General features: G+C 41.7%; 20 protein-coding genes. 19 read left to right on the plus strand and 1 reads right to left on the minus strand.

The annotated features are described in order from the left end of the window. Positions 1 to 72: 72 nt before the first annotated feature. The gene (locus BLT18_RS18750) at positions 73 to 474 is read right to left on the minus strand and encodes an SA1362 family protein (protein WP_091272491.1); all 402 of its coding nucleotides are present in this window, start codon (positions 472 to 474) and stop codon (positions 73 to 75) included. 486 nt (positions 475 to 960) lie between these two features. Between BLT18_RS18750 and BLT18_RS07110 the strand changes: the two genes are divergently transcribed. The 19 genes from BLT18_RS07110 to BLT18_RS07200 all read left to right on the plus strand — a co-directional run bounded on the left by BLT18_RS07110 (position 961) and on the right by BLT18_RS07200 (position 15318). After that, positions 961 to 1422, plus strand: coding sequence for a YqhR family membrane protein (locus BLT18_RS07110; RefSeq protein WP_175487406.1), 462 nt, complete (start codon positions 961 to 963; stop codon positions 1420 to 1422). Between the two features lie 67 nt (positions 1423 to 1489). Next, positions 1490 to 2563 (plus strand): M24 family metallopeptidase, encoded by a 1074-nt coding sequence (locus BLT18_RS07115; RefSeq protein WP_091272493.1) that lies wholly within the window; start codon positions 1490 to 1492, stop codon positions 2561 to 2563. A 66-nt stretch (positions 2564 to 2629) separates the two neighbouring features. After that, entirely contained in the window at positions 2630 to 3187 is a 558-nt protein-coding gene (gene efp / locus BLT18_RS07120; RefSeq protein ID WP_091272495.1) for an elongation factor P, read from the plus strand. Between the two features lie 619 nt (positions 3188 to 3806). After that, positions 3807 to 4715, plus strand: a complete 909-nt coding sequence (spoIIIAA, locus tag BLT18_RS07125; RefSeq protein ID WP_091272496.1) for a stage III sporulation protein AA — start codon at positions 3807 to 3809, stop codon at positions 4713 to 4715. Beyond that, positions 4712 to 5224, plus strand: a complete 513-nt coding sequence (spoIIIAB, locus tag BLT18_RS07130; protein ID WP_091272498.1) for a stage III sporulation protein SpoIIIAB — start codon at positions 4712 to 4714, stop codon at positions 5222 to 5224. Before spoIIIAA ends, spoIIIAB begins: the two co-directional genes overlap by 4 nt. A gap of 51 nt (positions 5225 to 5275) precedes the next feature. Further along, the gene (gene spoIIIAC, locus BLT18_RS07135) at positions 5276 to 5482 is read left to right on the plus strand and encodes a stage III sporulation protein AC (RefSeq protein WP_091272499.1); all 207 of its coding nucleotides are present in this window, start codon (positions 5276 to 5278) and stop codon (positions 5480 to 5482) included. A gap of 6 nt (positions 5483 to 5488) precedes the next feature. After that, positions 5489 to 5890: a stage III sporulation protein AD gene (gene spoIIIAD, locus BLT18_RS07140; RefSeq protein ID WP_091272501.1), complete on the plus strand. Its 402-nt coding sequence runs from the start codon at positions 5489 to 5491 to the stop codon at positions 5888 to 5890. Positions 5891 to 5903: 13 nt separating this feature from the next. After that, positions 5904 to 7100 carry a stage III sporulation protein AE gene (spoIIIAE, locus tag BLT18_RS07145; protein WP_091272502.1) on the plus strand — a complete coding sequence of 399 codons (1197 nt, stop codon included), beginning with the start codon at positions 5904 to 5906 and terminating at the stop codon, positions 7098 to 7100. Between the two features lie 6 nt (positions 7101 to 7106). Next, positions 7107 to 7730 (plus strand): stage III sporulation protein AF, encoded by a 624-nt coding sequence (gene spoIIIAF, locus BLT18_RS07150; protein ID WP_091272504.1) that lies wholly within the window; start codon positions 7107 to 7109, stop codon positions 7728 to 7730. After that, on the plus strand, positions 7730 to 8398 hold the full coding sequence (gene spoIIIAG, locus BLT18_RS07155) for a stage III sporulation protein AG (RefSeq protein WP_091272506.1): 669 nt from the start codon (positions 7730 to 7732) through the stop codon (positions 8396 to 8398). Before spoIIIAF ends, spoIIIAG begins: the two co-directional genes overlap by 1 nt. A gap of 1 nt (position 8399) precedes the next feature. After that, positions 8400 to 9032, plus strand: a complete 633-nt coding sequence (locus tag BLT18_RS07160) for a SpoIIIAH-like family protein (protein ID WP_091272507.1) — start codon at positions 8400 to 8402, stop codon at positions 9030 to 9032. Positions 9033 to 9294: 262 nt separating this feature from the next. Further along, positions 9295 to 9669 carry a hypothetical protein gene (locus tag BLT18_RS07165; RefSeq protein ID WP_091272509.1) on the plus strand — a complete coding sequence of 125 codons (375 nt, stop codon included), beginning with the start codon at positions 9295 to 9297 and terminating at the stop codon, positions 9667 to 9669. A gap of 42 nt (positions 9670 to 9711) precedes the next feature. Beyond that, the gene (locus BLT18_RS07170; RefSeq protein WP_091272510.1) at positions 9712 to 10104 is read left to right on the plus strand and encodes an Asp23/Gls24 family envelope stress response protein; all 393 of its coding nucleotides are present in this window, start codon (positions 9712 to 9714) and stop codon (positions 10102 to 10104) included. 142 nt (positions 10105 to 10246) lie between these two features. Beyond that, entirely contained in the window at positions 10247 to 10651 is a 405-nt protein-coding gene (gene nusB / locus BLT18_RS07175) for a transcription antitermination factor NusB (RefSeq protein ID WP_091272512.1), read from the plus strand. Position 10652: 1 nt separating this feature from the next. Beyond that, positions 10653 to 11501: a bifunctional methylenetetrahydrofolate dehydrogenase/methenyltetrahydrofolate cyclohydrolase FolD gene (gene folD, locus BLT18_RS07180; RefSeq protein WP_091272513.1), complete on the plus strand. Its 849-nt coding sequence runs from the start codon at positions 10653 to 10655 to the stop codon at positions 11499 to 11501. A 5-nt stretch (positions 11502 to 11506) separates the two neighbouring features. After that, on the plus strand, positions 11507 to 12907 hold the full coding sequence (gene xseA / locus BLT18_RS07185; protein ID WP_091272515.1) for an exodeoxyribonuclease VII large subunit: 1401 nt from the start codon (positions 11507 to 11509) through the stop codon (positions 12905 to 12907). Then, positions 12897 to 13136, plus strand: coding sequence for an exodeoxyribonuclease VII small subunit (locus tag BLT18_RS07190; protein ID WP_091272517.1), 240 nt, complete (start codon positions 12897 to 12899; stop codon positions 13134 to 13136). The genes xseA and BLT18_RS07190 overlap by 11 nt, the downstream gene beginning before the upstream one ends. Further along, on the plus strand, positions 13133 to 14020 hold the full coding sequence (locus BLT18_RS07195; RefSeq protein WP_091272519.1) for a polyprenyl synthetase family protein: 888 nt from the start codon (positions 13133 to 13135) through the stop codon (positions 14018 to 14020). Before BLT18_RS07190 ends, BLT18_RS07195 begins: the two co-directional genes overlap by 4 nt. Before the next feature lie 707 nt (positions 14021 to 14727). Continuing rightward, on the plus strand, positions 14728 to 15318 hold the full coding sequence (locus tag BLT18_RS07200; protein WP_091272589.1) for a hypothetical protein: 591 nt from the start codon (positions 14728 to 14730) through the stop codon (positions 15316 to 15318). Positions 15319 to 15331: the final 13 nt, after the last annotated feature.

Here is a 15331-nt window from a genome sequence, read left to right on the forward strand (position 1 = left end):
GACATGCTGACGATGTCGATGATGGCATACTCACTTGGCCAATCAGTGCAAAGAAAAAGAACTGGGCTCCATCTAAAAAAGAGCCCTGTTCTTTTTGCGGTTTTTTTTCCCTTCAATAACAGTAAGATTATGATCTGTTCGTTTCTTTGCAATAGGGCGGGAAGTTCGTTTTTTTAGTGGTGATTGACGAGAGCGTTGTGGTTTGTGTTTATTGGCTTTAGTGTTTAGGTTTTTGTTCTGAAACGATGGTTTCTTTGGTGAGGGGCCGGGTCGGGCTGATTGTCTGTATTGGCTCATCGCCATACGTTTTAAGATAACTTTCGTGAATAAAAAATACATACCGACCGCTACAGCAGCCCCAACTGCTAAGTACGTTAATAACCCCAGAGGATTTGTTATTAACTGATACCCAAAGCCCAAAGCCGCCAGGCCAAAGATAAGAATTAAAAAAGGGTTTGCTGAAAGACGGGACATGGGGGGTCACCTCCGCAATCCGATATTTTTGAAGATAACTAAAAAGGTGTTTAGTTATGCTGATCTGTAGAAAAATACATATTCCGTGTTGTTGGTGTCCATCTTTTATATAGAGCCGCTTAAGAATATGCGTAAAAAGCCATCTTTTGTATAACATTCTCAGCTGTGTGTTCATGTGTGAAGAGAGACTTTTATTTTTAACGTTTGAAAAAATAAACGTAATAACATACTTCAACGTAAAAGCGTGATATTCCTGCTGATGAGCTGATTTTATCCATCTATATGCTGTCATTACTGGCAACAAAAATGCGTTTGGTTTTACAGGTATATTGTTGCAAATGGAAGAGAAAATAATTAATGAAGAAGTTAGGGAAGTTCTATCACTATCCATTCCCTTATTCAAAAAAAAATACACCTGTAAAGTATAAAATACGCAAAAAATTTAAAAGTATGAAAGAAAGTTTTCATAACAAAGCGGGGGATCTTATGATGGAAAAAGACTGGTCATATCATCAAAAAGTGGCGTCGATTGGATTTTTTGGTGGATTGTTTTGGAGCTGTGTAAGTTACGCGCTGCATTATTTAAATTTTACAAAATACGGGCCGGCTATGGCGATGCTTCCATGGGCGCTGCCTGAGTGGAAAAATACGTACCTTGGCCATTTAGCGGGAATTGTTTTTATTGCTTTGTTATCTATTGCGGTAGCTTTTTTGTATCGATTTTTGTTTCAAAAATTTTATTCGATTTGGCCAGGGATTGGTTTTGGTGCTGGTCTGTGGATCCTTGTTTTTTACTTGCTTCAACCATTATTTCCAGGTGTTGGACCAGTTAACAGTCTCGATACGAACACGGTTGTAACAACGCTCTGTTTGTTTGTTCTATACGGTGTGTTTATTGGGTACTCGATTGGATATGAACACCACCGGTTGGGACAAGAGAGCGCTTAAGCTGTCCAATAACTCCTATCTATGGTAAAATATTGAAAGCGTAAGCGAGATGGAGAGGAGGAATATTATGACAAGCAGATTAGAACAACTGCGCACCGTGTTAAAAAAGAATGATGTCGAGGCCATTTTTATTCAAAGTGCGGCAAATAGACGATATTTATCTGGATTTACAGGCACGGCGGGATCTCTGTTAGTTACCGGTGCAAATGCCTACTTTATTACAGACTTTCGATACATACAGCAGGCAAAAGAGCAATGCCCGGACTATGAGATTGTAGAGCAGACGTCGACTGCCTACAAAAACCTTGCTGAGTTAATCAAAAAACATGACATTGCCTCGCTGGCTTTTGAAAAAGAACATGTCAGCTATGCTTCTTTTGAGGCACTGCAGCATTATTGTCAAGGAATAAATTTAAAGCCAACAGATGGAATAGTAGAAGAAATACGAATGACAAAAGATGACAATGAGCTTGCTGTCTTACAAGAAGCTGCTGATGTTGCCGATAGTGCGTTTTCTCATATTACGCATTTCATAAAGCCGGGAATGAAAGAGACAGAAGTGAGAGACGAGTTAGAGTTTTTCATGCGTAAGCAAGGAGCAGATGCTTCGTCATTTGACATCATTGTGGCTTCTGGCTATCGCAGTGCGCTCCCCCATGGAGTAGCAAGCGAAAAAGTCATTGAAAAAGGGGAGTTAGTGACACTTGATTTTGGAGCATATTATAAAGGATACTGCTCTGATATCACGCGAACGGTAGCAGTCGGTTCCCCATCAGAAGAGTTAAAAGCTATTTATAATACTGTGTATGAAGCACAATTAAAAGCTGTCAGTGAAATAAAAGCAGGTATGACCGGTAAAGAAGCAGACACTGTGGCGCGCGAGTATATAAAAGAAAACGGATATGGCGGTTATTTTGGTCACGGACTTGGTCATGGACTCGGTATGGAAGTACATGAAGGACCGCGCTTATCTCCGAAAGGTGAGCGAACGTTGGAGCCTGGCATGGTAGTAACGGTAGAACCAGGTATATACGTTCCAGAACTTGGCGGAACGAGAATTGAAGACGATATTGTCATTACAAAAGATGGAAACAAACGGCTGACTAAGTCGCCGAAAGAGCTAATGGTTATTGGTGAGTAGGTACTATGAGTATTTTATCTGTGTTATAGTAGAACGGAATGAATTGTCAGATTTGGAGGATATAATATGATTTCAGTAAACGATTTTAAAACAGGCCTAACCGTTGAAGTGGATAACGACATTTGGCAAGTCGTTGATTTCCAACACGTGAAACCTGGAAAAGGTGCAGCATTTGTACGCTCTAAGCTGCGCAGTTTAAGAACAGGCAACATTCAGGAAAAAACATTTCGAGCTGGGGAGAAAATTAATCGTGCGCATATCGAACGCCGCAGGATGCAATATTTATATTCGAGCGGTGATACGCATACATTTATGGATACAGAAACATTTGACCAGCTTGAACTTTCAAGCAAACAAATTGAACATCAGTTGAATTTCTTAAAAGAAAACATGGAAGTGCAAGTTATCTCCTACGAGACAGAGACACTCGGTGTGGAGGTGCCAAATACTGTTGAACTGGAAGTGACTGAAACAGAACCTGGCATCAAAGGTGATACAGCATCTGGAGGGACAAAGCCAGCTGTGTTAGAAACAGGCTACACCGTACAAGTGCCTTTCTTTGTCAATGAAGGAGATGTCCTCGTAATTGATACACGCAGCGGCGAATATGTTTCCCGCGCTTAATGAAAAGGCTTTGTTTAAAGGTGAAGGCGTTTCTTTTAAACAAATGAACGAGCAACAGTTGTTGGCGTGATTAAGCGTCAGGCAGCAGCTGCTGCGGCAAATGTCTGCCGGCAGTGCTGTTACAAAGCCAGCAGCGGAATGTGATTGGTTCCATAAAAAAATAGCTGTTTTTGAAAAGTCCTCTTGTATGAAAGAGGGCTTTTTTCATGTTAAGAATGTTTACCTTTTGTTAAAAGATGAAAGGATTAAAGATGCCGGTTAGAGGAGAAGCTTGCAGCAAACGGGCTAATAGAGTAATCCAACCAAAAAAGGGAAGATAATGGCAGCTATAAAACAAACGCGATAGAACTTAGGAGATACGTTCATATATGATTGTTTTTGATTGTTCGACTTTGGTTTCATCTGTTTTAGATGTGATGAAGCCTTTTTATTTTTTAAAAGAGAGAGCGCAAGCAAAGAGACTATTTTTCTAAAGTGGATATGCTGTGTTTTCTTGTGAAATCATCGTCATGTTTATTTCCTCTTCTCCCTCTCTTTCCTCGCTTATCTGCTCTTTTTCAGTTCTATATATAAAGGAAATGAATAAATTGTACAAACAGCAGATTGAAGGAGGAAAGACATGGATGACATCCTAGCGCTGTTCCCAGAACATATACAGCAGATGTTGCATTCTGCAGCGGACTGGTCCGTTATAGAAGAAATCCGAGTTCGCATTCATTCCCCTCTTGAAATCATTACACAAGATAGTGTGTACCAATTACATGAACAGCTGCATATTTCTCAAGAAGACATTGAATATATAATCAATCAATTAAGTGAATTTTCAATGTATGCATTTCAGGAAGAGTTAAAGCAAGGATTTATTACGACAAGAGGCGGCCATAGAGTTGGCATTGGAGGACAAGTTGTTCATGAAAATGGAAAAGTAATTAGTGTGAAACATATCCGTTATTGTAATATGCGCATTGCCAAAGATCACTATGGAACAGCAGGAAAGTATGTATCTGCGTTATATAAAAACGGGTATGACGACACTCTCATTATTGGTGCTCCCCAGTCTGGAAAAACGACATTTCTGCGTGATTTAGCACGATGTGCAAGCGAAGGCATACCAGAGCTGCACCTGTCTTCAAAAAAAGTAGGTATTGTGGATGAAAGGTCTGAAATTGCTGCTTGTTATCAAGGCATTCCCTCGTTTTACGTTGGAAACCGCACTGATGTGCTTGATGGATGTCCAAAAGCCGTCGGCATGATGATGATGATTCGTTCCATGTCCCCAGAAGTAATGATTGTTGATGAAATTGGAAGGCAAGAAGACGCAGAGGCGATTATGGAGGCTGTACATGCTGGAGTAACTGTTGTTTGTTCCGCACATGGTACTTCAATACAAGAAGTCAAAAAGCGTCCGATTTTAAAGGAATTAGTAGAACAGGGAACGTTTCGGCACATTGTTACGCTGTCGCGCAAGCAGGGGAAACAGCACGTCCACATTACATCCAGCAGTGACACAAAGGCGGCGGGAATATGAGCTGGTTTGGTGCAATATTTATTTTAATTGCTTGTACGTGGATTGGTTTTAAAGTAGCGCAGAAGCTGACGGAAAGGCCCAGACAGCTGCGCCAGCTGAAAGTCGCTCTGCAAAGTTTTGAAGCTGAAATCATGTATGGGGTCAGCCCGCTTGCTGAAGCAAGTGAAAAAATCAGCCAGCAGCTCCCTTCTCCCATCTCACATTTGTTCAAACAATTTAGTGAACTTCTAAAAAATGGCGAACGAGATGCGGAGAAAGCTTGGAGAAAAAGTTTGGAGAATATATGGGGGCTGACTGCGATGGCAGAAGAAGAAAAAGAGGTCATGCTGCAATTTGGCGCGACACTAGGAAAACATGAAAAAATGCAGCAGCAAAAGCATATACGCTTGGCAATGGTTCATCTGGAAAAAGAGGAAGAAGAAGCCAAGGACAAACAAAACCGATACGAAAAAATGGCAAAGACACTAGGCTTTTTATCTGGATTGTTATTAATCATTTTATTTTTATAAATTGTGCAGCACGGTCCAACCTCACAGAAGAGGAAAAAGGAGGACACACCATTGGCCTATGATGTGAATACTATCTTTCAAATAGCCGGGATTGGGATTGTCGTTGCTATGATTCATACAGTGTTAAAGCAAATGGGGAAAGAGGATTGGGCCCACTGGGTGACACTGATAGGATTTGTTGTTGTCCTCTATATGGTAGCAACAATTATTGATGACTTATTTCAAAAGATTAAAAGTGTGTTCTTGTTTCAGGGATAGGAGGCGATGGCTATTGAAATCGTGCAAGTGGTCGGTTTCGGACTCATCGCCACTTTTTTGATTTTAGTTGTAAACGAACAAAAACCTGTTATTGCACTCGCTATTGCGCTGGTAGCAGGTGCTATGATTTTTTTGTTTATCATGGCACCGCTGCAGTCAGCCCTTGAACTCATTGCAACGTTATCTGGACAAGCCGGCATTAATAACATGTACATTCAAACTTTACTGAAAATTATCGGTATCGCCTATCTCTCAGAGTTTGGTGCGCACATTGCAAGAGATGCCGATCAAGAATCGATTGCCGCAAAAATTGAGCTGGCAGGAAAGATGATGATTATTATGATGGCAATCCCTATTTTTCAAGTATTAATCGAAACAGTCTTGGCACTGATACCAGGCGGAGCGTAAGGATGTGTGACAGATGGTCAAAAAAATAACGCTTTGTCTTCTCTTTTTTATACTATGTCATCCCGTCGCCATTATCGAAGCAGAGACGGAGCATAAGGAAGCGGAATCCGACCGGCAAAATGTCAACGAATTAACTGAACAGCATTTAGAATCGTTAGGGTTAAAAGAAATTACCACTTATTGGGACAACCTATCGCAAGAGTATGGTGTATTTCTGCCAGAATCACAAAAGGGTTCGCTGAAAGAATTTATTACAGGTGATAAATCATTCCAGGTAACCGAGTGGATGAGTGCTTTTTTACAATATGTGTTTCATGAAATTATTGCCAACGGACAATTGATGGGAACATTGCTGTTGTTAGCTGTGTTTAGCGCAATATTAAAAGCATTACAAAATGCTTTTGAAGAAGAATCTGTGAGCAAAGTGGCCTATGCAGTTATTTTCATTGTGCTATTAATTATTGCATTAAACAGCTTTTACATCGCTATGGATTATGTGAAAGATACTGTTGCCGACATGGTCCATTTTATGATTGCTCTGCTGCCTTTAATGTTAGCGCTCTTGGCTTCAAGTGGTTCTATTGCTGCGGCAGGCCTATTTCATCCGCTCGTTATTCTATTAGTTCAATCAAGCGGTGTATTGATTCAATATATCATTTTGCCCTTTTTATTTTTTTCTGCTGTGTTAAGCATTGTAAGCAGCTTAAACGAACACGTCAAAGTGACGAAACTGGCAGAGCTCTTGCGCAATGCAGCAATGGGGATATTAGCTGTTTTCTTTACCGTTTTTCTAGGAGTCATTTCCGTTCAAGGAGCTACAGCAGCTGTAACAGACGGAGTTGCAATTCGGACAACCAAGTTTTTGGCAGGCAATTTTGTCCCAGTCATTGGCCGAATGTTTACAGATGCGGCTGACACAGCGTTAGGAGCATCGGTTTTATTAAAGAACACGATTGGATTAGCAGGAGTTGGAATTTTGTTTATTATTTGCGCATTTCCTGCGATAAAAATATTGGTGATAGGATTTATTTTCCATTTAACAGCAGCACTCATCCAGCCACTAGGAGAAGGCGCGCTGCTAGATGCATTATCGACGTTGGGGAAAACTGTATTTTCTATGTTTGCTGCATTGGCAGCCGTTTCGTTCATGTTCTTTTTAGCACTTACATTAATTATTGCTTCAGGAAACATATCATTAATGGTGAGGTGATGGCCGATGGAATGGTTTAACAGCTGGATGAGCCATTTAATTATATTTTTATTAGCTGCGTTTCTATTAGAAATGCTGCTGCCCGCCTCATCGCTCCAAAAATATGCAAGGCTTGTCTTATCTTTCATCTTAATGCTTGTCATGATTGAGCCGTTAGTGACATTAACAAATGGAAAGGCAGAAGATGTTTGGAAAAATGCGCAGCAGGCCGTATCGTTTCAATCTGTTCACACGTCAACGATAGAATCTCAAGTGGATGATAAGAAAAACGAAATAGAAGAGGGACAAGATGCATATATTTCTAAACAAGTATCTCAACAACTAAAAGATCAAGTAGAAGACACGATAAGAGAGCGCTGGGGGTGGGACATTGAAGGTATACAGGTAGAGTGGAAAGAGGAGGATGCATCATCTGAAAATATGAACATTTCTCTTTCTCTTTTGCGGGCTTCTGCAAAGGAGAAAACCGGGACAGACATTGAACCGGTGACAATTAATGTATCGGAAGAAAGTAAGGAAAAAGAAAAGCCGACACACGACATCGATCAGGAAATGTATGAATACTTGGAAGAAGTGTGGGGAGTTGATAAAAACCAGATACATGTTAGTGCAGTAAAGGAGGGGGGATAGTGTCTGAAAAAAAGCGTGCATCGAGTCTGTTCTATCAATTGAAAAAAATGCTGGATAAAAAAGAGGAAACAACGGGCAAAAAAGCCGTACCGATTTACCTTGTTCTTATACTCATATTTGGAATTATTTTAATGGTGATCGGAACGATTGGTAAAGGGACAGAAGAAGAACAGATAGAAAATAACCAGCTTGAAGAAAGAAACACAAATGAAGCGCTTGAAGTTGCTTCCAAAAGCACCGAGGAATCAGAAGTGGCAGAAGCAGAACGAGCGGTACAAACGAGGCTGGGCGAGATGCTTGAAAAAATATCTGGTGTGTCAGACGTTCAAGTAATGGTCAATTTACAAGGGACAGAAGTGAAAGTTTACGAAAAAGATACTACCATCCGCCAGCAAGTCACGACGGAAGAAGACCGTGAAGGAGGTCAGCGGGAGTTAGAAGACGGCACGAAAGAAGAACAAATCGTTATCGTGCGACAAGGTGACCAAGAAGAGCCGCTTTTAATTCATACGAAAAAACCAGAAGCCAGGGGGGTGCTTGTTGTTGCAGAAGGGGTGGAAGACATGAAAGTAAAAGAGTGGGTCATAGAAGCAGTAACAAAAGCGATGGATGTAGCACCGCATAAAGTGTCGGTATTGCCAAAAAATCGCGGGGAAGGAGACGAATAATATGGTGTTAAAGAAACAAACGGTATGGTTAATGACAATGTTAAGCTTAACGATTGTACTGGCTGTCTATTATATTACGTCACCAAGCGAGGTTGCAGAAACTGACCCTGAATCATCAGAGGAGAGTGAAATGACTGCTGCAACGGATGAGGCAGAATGGATTGAGTGGCTTGAAGAAGAAGACATGCAGGCAACATTAGAGGAAACAGAACCAGAGGGTGAAGAAGCGTCAGAACAGGAGTCTGAGTCGCCAGATGCTCCGGTAGCGGTGGAAGGCAGCCTGTTTAGCGAATTGCGGATGGAAAAGCAGGAATCACAAAGCAAATTGCGGGAAGAATATACGAATACCATTGCTTCAGACGAGTATTCGGCTGCAGAAAAGAGCGAAGCATTTGACAAAAGGGAACAATTGGCTGAAAGACAACAAAATGAAAGCACGCTTGAGAGCATCATCCAAGCAGAAGGATACAGCGATGCGGTTGTTATTAGCGATGATGAAAAAACGCGTATCATAGTGGAAGCTAAAGAACTAACGTCAGAAGATGCAGTTATGCTGAATCGGCTTGCTAGTGAGCATTTAGGTGAGACAGAGATTGTGATTGGCCACCATGCACAAGCCGCTGCTGGACAGTAATCATTGTCTGTGAGACAGTAGATATGTCTCACAGATTTTGTTTTACTAAAAGGATAGAATAAAAATTATTGCATCAATAGGTGAACCCCCTCATTTTTGTACCGGATGGGCAATGTTCATGTTGTGTTCAGGCAACAGCTGAAAAAATAAAATAAATGAGTAATGACGCAGGCAATCATGGGAAGAATGAAAATTAGATTCTGCCGTGATATAATTTGTGTGGATGTAAACATAAGTGTCAACGACGAGGAGCGATTTACGTATGGAATGGAACGATTTAACAGATGGAGCAAAAGCTGTACTTGAGCAAACTAGAAACATGAAAAACGACCATATTCAAATTGTTGAATTTGAAGTTGGCTTTGAGCATGAGTATGGAGAAGGGGATAACAAATATACCGTCTCTATCCAGGAAGAGGATTATGAGAACTTAAAACGTTTTACAAAAGAAAATGAATACGGTGATAAATATCACATGGCTCGCAATAAAAACATCGTTAAAATCATTCTTTTAGAAAACGGAAAAATCCCTGATAACCTTTCGGAGTTTCCTGTTTTCCGTCAATACAAATTTGATTACGTACAGAAACAGAAAGAAAAAGAGGCCGAAATGGAAGAAAAAGAGACGGATGCATAAGCTGTCGCTGGTGATAACGGAGGAATTGCGGAGGTGAACGGTATGAGCGAAGAGCGCACAATCGATTTAAATGAAGGAAAAAATGAGCTTGGAAAGATTGAGATTGCACCCGAAGTGATTGAAGTCATCGCCGGTCTTGCAGCTTCAGAAGTAGAAGGGGTTCATTCGCTGCGAGGAAATTTTGCAGCTGGAGTAGTGGAGAGACTCGGACGCAAAAATCACGGCAAAGGTGTCAAGGTAGAGCTGGGAGAACAAGGGGTTTCAGTTGATTTATCGGTAACGCTGCAGTATGGCGTGTCCGTCCCGGAAGTGGCCAAAGATATTCAGACAAATATCGAGCAAGCTCTTCAAACTATGACATCAATAGCGATTGAAGCCATTAATATACACGTACTCGGCATTCACTTTGAAGTGCCGGAAGAAGAAAGTCACTAAAAGAAGAATGCTTTTTATCTGCCATTGATATCATAAGCAGAGGAAGGGGCTGAAAAGTGACAGCAAATGGATAAGCTGTCATTGCAGCCTCTTTTTTATCCTGCTATGATTTACGTTAGATTACAAAAAGGAGAACCATACTATGAACCGACGTCTATCACGACTTAGAGCTGTTCAAGCGTTATACCAAATGGAACTGACAGATGCCAGTTGGGAACAAGCTTTACAAAACACGCTCCATGAAGATGAGACAGCCGATGAATTTTTGAAAAGCTCTATAAAAGGGACTGCTGAGCACATAGAGGCCATTGATCAAATGTTGAAGAACCACTTAGAACACTGGACGTTAGAAAGAGTGGGAAACGTGGACCGCTCGATTCTTCGAAATGCTGTACATGAAATGCTGTACATGAAGGACGTGCCATTGCACGTGAGTGTGAATGAGGCGATTGAGCTGGCAAAAGCATTTGGGGGCCAAGAATCGGGGAAATTTGTCAACGGCATTTTATCGAGTATTTTAAAACAACATGAAAAGGGAGAGGATTAACGTGAGCGCACATGTTATTAGTGGAAAAGAAGTAGCTTCTAATATACGAGAACAGATAAAAGAAGAAGTGAAAACTTTAGATGTTACGCCAGGTTTAGCAGTTATTCTTGTTGGGGATAATCCAGCTTCACGTTCTTATGTGAAGGGGAAAGAAAAAGCTTCTTATGAAGTGGGCATTCATTCAGAATTGAAAGAACTGCCAAGCGATGTATCTGAAAAAGAGCTTTTAGATTTAGTGGAACATTATAATCATGAGTCGTCCATTCATGGTATTCTTGTGCAGCTGCCGCTTCCAGACCATATATCAGAAAAAAAGGTCATTGAACATATTGTGCCGGAAAAAGACGTGGATGGGTTTCATCCCATTAATATAGGCCGCATGATGACTGGAAAAGAAGCGTTTTTGCCGTGCACTCCTTACGGTATTTTGAAAATGCTTGAGTTTAAAGATATACAAACAGAAGGAAAGCACGCTGTCGTTATCGGCCGCAGCAATATCGTTGGAAAACCTGTGGGGCAGCTGCTTTTAAATGAGAACGCAACCGTTACATATTGTCATTCGAGAACGGCAGATTTGTCTGCTTATACATCGAAAGCCGATATTTTAATTGCAGCAGCCGGCAAAGCGGAGTTCATTGATGCAAGTCACGTAAAAGAGGGAGCCGTTGTTATTGATGTCGGTATGAACCGTAAAGAGAACGGGAAGTTATGTGGAGACGTTGATTTTGAAAGTGTCAAAGAAAAAGCGTCTTACATAACACCGGTTCCAGGCGGAGTAGGGCCAATGACGATTACAATGCTTTTATATAACACATTGCAATCTGCTAAAAAGCGCGCAGAAAGGGTTTAACAAGCATGTCTTTTGTACATGACAAATGGACCACTGTATCACAGCTTACTACGCAAATAAAAAAGACTATTCAGATGGATTCAGCTCTGCAGCAAGTGTGGCTGCGAGCTGAAATTTCCAATTTTAAAAGACATAGCCGCGGTCATATGTATTTTACGTTAAAAGATGAAAAATCAAGAATATCCGCAGTGATGTTTGCTGGAAATAACCGTTTCTTAACGTTTCAGCCAGAAAACGGCATGAAGGTATTAATAAAAGGATATGTTTCCGTTTATGAACCATTTGGACAGTATCAGCTCTATGTCAATGAAATGGAGCCTGATGGGATAGGCCAGCTGTACATTCGCTATGAAGAGTTAAAAAAGCAGCTGGAAAAAGAGGGGCTGTTTCATGAGGGACGAAAAAAATCACTGCCCTCTTTTCCTTTAGAAATTGCTGTTATCACATCTCCAACGGGTGCTGCTATCCGCGATATTTTTACGACACTAAAAAGAAGGTTTCCATTAGCACGCATCAGCTTGTTTCCGGTGCTTGTACAGGGGGAGCACGCGCCGCCATCCATTGTGAATGCGATGGAAAAAGCGGAGCAGATGGGAGGGTTCGATCTGCTTATATTTGGCAGAGGCGGTGGGTCGATTGAGGAATTGTGGGCTTTTAATGAAGAAATAGTAGCTAGAAAAATTGCTGAATTAACCATCCCTTCTATTTCTGCTGTTGGTCACGAAACCGATTTTACGATTGCCGATTTCACCGCTGATTTACGAGCAGCTACACCCACAGCTGCAGCAGAACTAGCTGTACCTGTCCTTGATGAGCTGGAAAAAGAGCGAGGCCAATTAACTGCACGTCTTCAAAAAACCATGCATGATCAACTGGTGCAGGAAAAAGAGAAGCTTGCACGCTTCAAACGTTCCTACGCATTTAAGTATCCCACACATCTTATTAAGCAAAAAGAACAAGAATTGGATCAAATGCTAGAGCGATTGTTCAAAGCGCTGTCTGGACAAAAACAAACAGCAAAAGAACGGCTTAGCACATTGAATAAGCGGCTTAAGCGCCAGCATCCTTATCGGTTGTTAGAACAGGAAAAGAGGCGGTTAATGCAAGCGGATGGGATGCAGAAAAAAGCAGTAGAAAGACTTGTCGCGGAAAAACAAGAACGTTTTCGCCACAGCTTACAAAAGCTGCATATTTTAAATCCGCTTGATATTATGCAAAGGGGATATAACGTTGCGTATGATGAGGAAGGAACACTCGTGACCTCGGTGGACCAAGTTACACCGGATGATAATGTATCGTTATACATGCATGATGGGACCGTGCACGTAAAAGCGGAATCAGTTTCTAAAAAAACAATTCTTGATGACAGAAAAGTAAAAGAGGAGGAAAAAGACAATGGCAGATGATCAAGCGCAAGTGTCATTTGAAGAAGCAATGTCGCAGTTAGAAAGCATTGTCGAAAAGCTGGAAGAAGGGGACGTTCCGCTTGAAAAAGCAATTTCAATGTACCAGGAAGGAATGAATCTTTCAAAAACATGTCATGAAAAACTGCAGCGCATCGAAAAACAAATGGACCGCATTGTAGAAGATGACGGAGAAATAAAACCACTCCTTCCGGAGGAGGAAACAGAGTGAATCATAACGAATTAGAAACATTTATCGGACAATTCAGAGATGAAATAGAACAGCGGCTGCCGCGTTTTTTAGAGAGCATTGATTGCCCTGACACATTAAAAAAGGCAATGGTATATTCCATTCAAGCGGGGGGCAAAAGAGTCCGCCCTTTACTAACACTGGCCGCGGTGAAGGCCTATCGTGACGTCAAAGAGATTGATTATACCGTGGCGTGTGCTGTGGAAATGGTACACACCTATTCGTTAATCCATGACGATCTGCCGGCCATGGATGATGACGATTACCGCCGTGGTAAATTAACCAACCATAAAGTATTCGGGGAAGCCCTGGCTATATTAGCCGGTGATGCCCTTTTAACGCATGCATTTGCGATGATTAGCTCGCTTCCAGGTGTCGATGACCGTACAAAAATAACGCTTACGCAGGAGCTGGCTCATGCGGCAGGGCCGCAAGGCATGGTAGGCGGTCAAACAGCCGACATCGAAGGAGAAAGACGGGACTTGTCATTACAAGAACTTGAATACATTCATCATCATAAAACCGGAGATTTGTTAGGTTTTGCAGTTGCAGCCGGCGCCATCTTAGCAGGCTCCTCACCAGAAGACATGAAGCACATCCGCGCATATGCAAAAGAACTGGGTCTTGTTTTTCAAATTAAAGATGACATTTTAGATGTTGAAGGTGACTCACTAGAAATGGGGAAATCAACCGGCAGTGATGAAAACAAAGGGAAGGTGACGTATCCGCGCTTGTTAACCATGGCCGGTGCGAAAGAAAAGCTGATGGTTCACGCAGACAACGCCAAAGAACATCTGCGGGCCCTGTCGGGAACCCCGTTAATACTAGAGGATTTTGTTCATTACATGACAGAGCGGACGAAATAAAATTGCCACATTTCAATCATTTGTGCGGAATTTTTATCTCGTGGTATAATATAAATACAAAATATCGGATGGTGCAGTATTCTAGTCGATTCTCCATTCTCGAGGGCGGGCCTAAAAATCCGCTGAAGGGCACATCGATGAAGTTCCTAGTACCGGCTCGAAGCGCCCAGCTTTGGGTCGATATTGGGAGTAAAGGTGTAAGGGCGATCCACAACGGCATGTGGGCGTGAACCCTTACACCGCGGAGGCCTCTTATGGTGTCAGCATAAGAGGTAAGACCTGCAGTGCGTGCCAAAGGGAAGGTATGTATGCAGCGTAGCCTGCCTTGAGTGGAGCAGCGGGGAAGGTAATGTACAGGGTGATTATTTCCGTCGGCCAACGGATTGTCTTCCTTTTACCTGAAACCTGCTCTGCAAAAGAGGCTAAGAGAGTGGCACGGAATTGCCGAGGAAAACTCCTAGACTGTTCACATTCAGACGAATAAAGTGGATTACAGTGTGTTCTAAGTGGTAATCCAGTCTGATGACCGGTGACGGCATCAAGTCGTTTTTAAAGGGAAACCACCAAAGCGGCGACGTTTTGGCAGACGACTGGGAAATCCTACTGGACCTAAGGCACAATGTTTACACTTTATTCGACCATCCGATATCTTACATACGTTTATTTTAACCAGTATTCGTTCAAAATATTAGGTGAGAATATAAATGATGAAAAATAAATGGAAAAGTTCTATACGCTGGAGCGTTATCATTGCCGTTATCACCCTGGTGTTAGCGGCTATTTTTTCAGTTATATCAACCGCTGTTTTAAGTGGAGTAGGCTGGGCTATTGGGATGGTGATCGTTTTTATTATCGTCTTTAGCGGTGTCTTTTTTGATATGATAGGAGTAGCAGCTACGGCAGCTTCTGAAAAACCGTTTCATTCGATGGCAGCCAAAAAAGTACCTGGTGCTTACCACGCGATGAGGATAACAAGAAACGCGGACAAAGTCGCCAATTTCTGCGCAGATGTTATTGGCGACATCTCCGGGGTAATCAGTGGAACGGCAGCGACATATGTCGTATTACAATTAACTTTTGCTGCGGGTGCTAGTGATGGAAGTTCGCTGCAATTTTTGTTAAACGTAATATTTACAGCAGTTGTCGCAGCTTTAACGGTTGGAGGAAAGGCGTTAGGAAAAACGTTTGCTATCAGCTTTTCAACATCCATTATTTTTCAAGTCGGCCGTATTTTTTATGTCTTGGAACATAAATTAAAAGTTAAATTATTTTCTAAAAAGGGTACGAAGAAATCATAAAAGTCTAAAACTC

The sequence above is a fragment of the Alteribacillus persepolensis genome (assembly GCF_900099605.1).
GTDB classification, from domain to species: Bacteria; Bacillota; Bacilli; order Bacillales; family Marinococcaceae; genus Alteribacillus; species Alteribacillus persepolensis.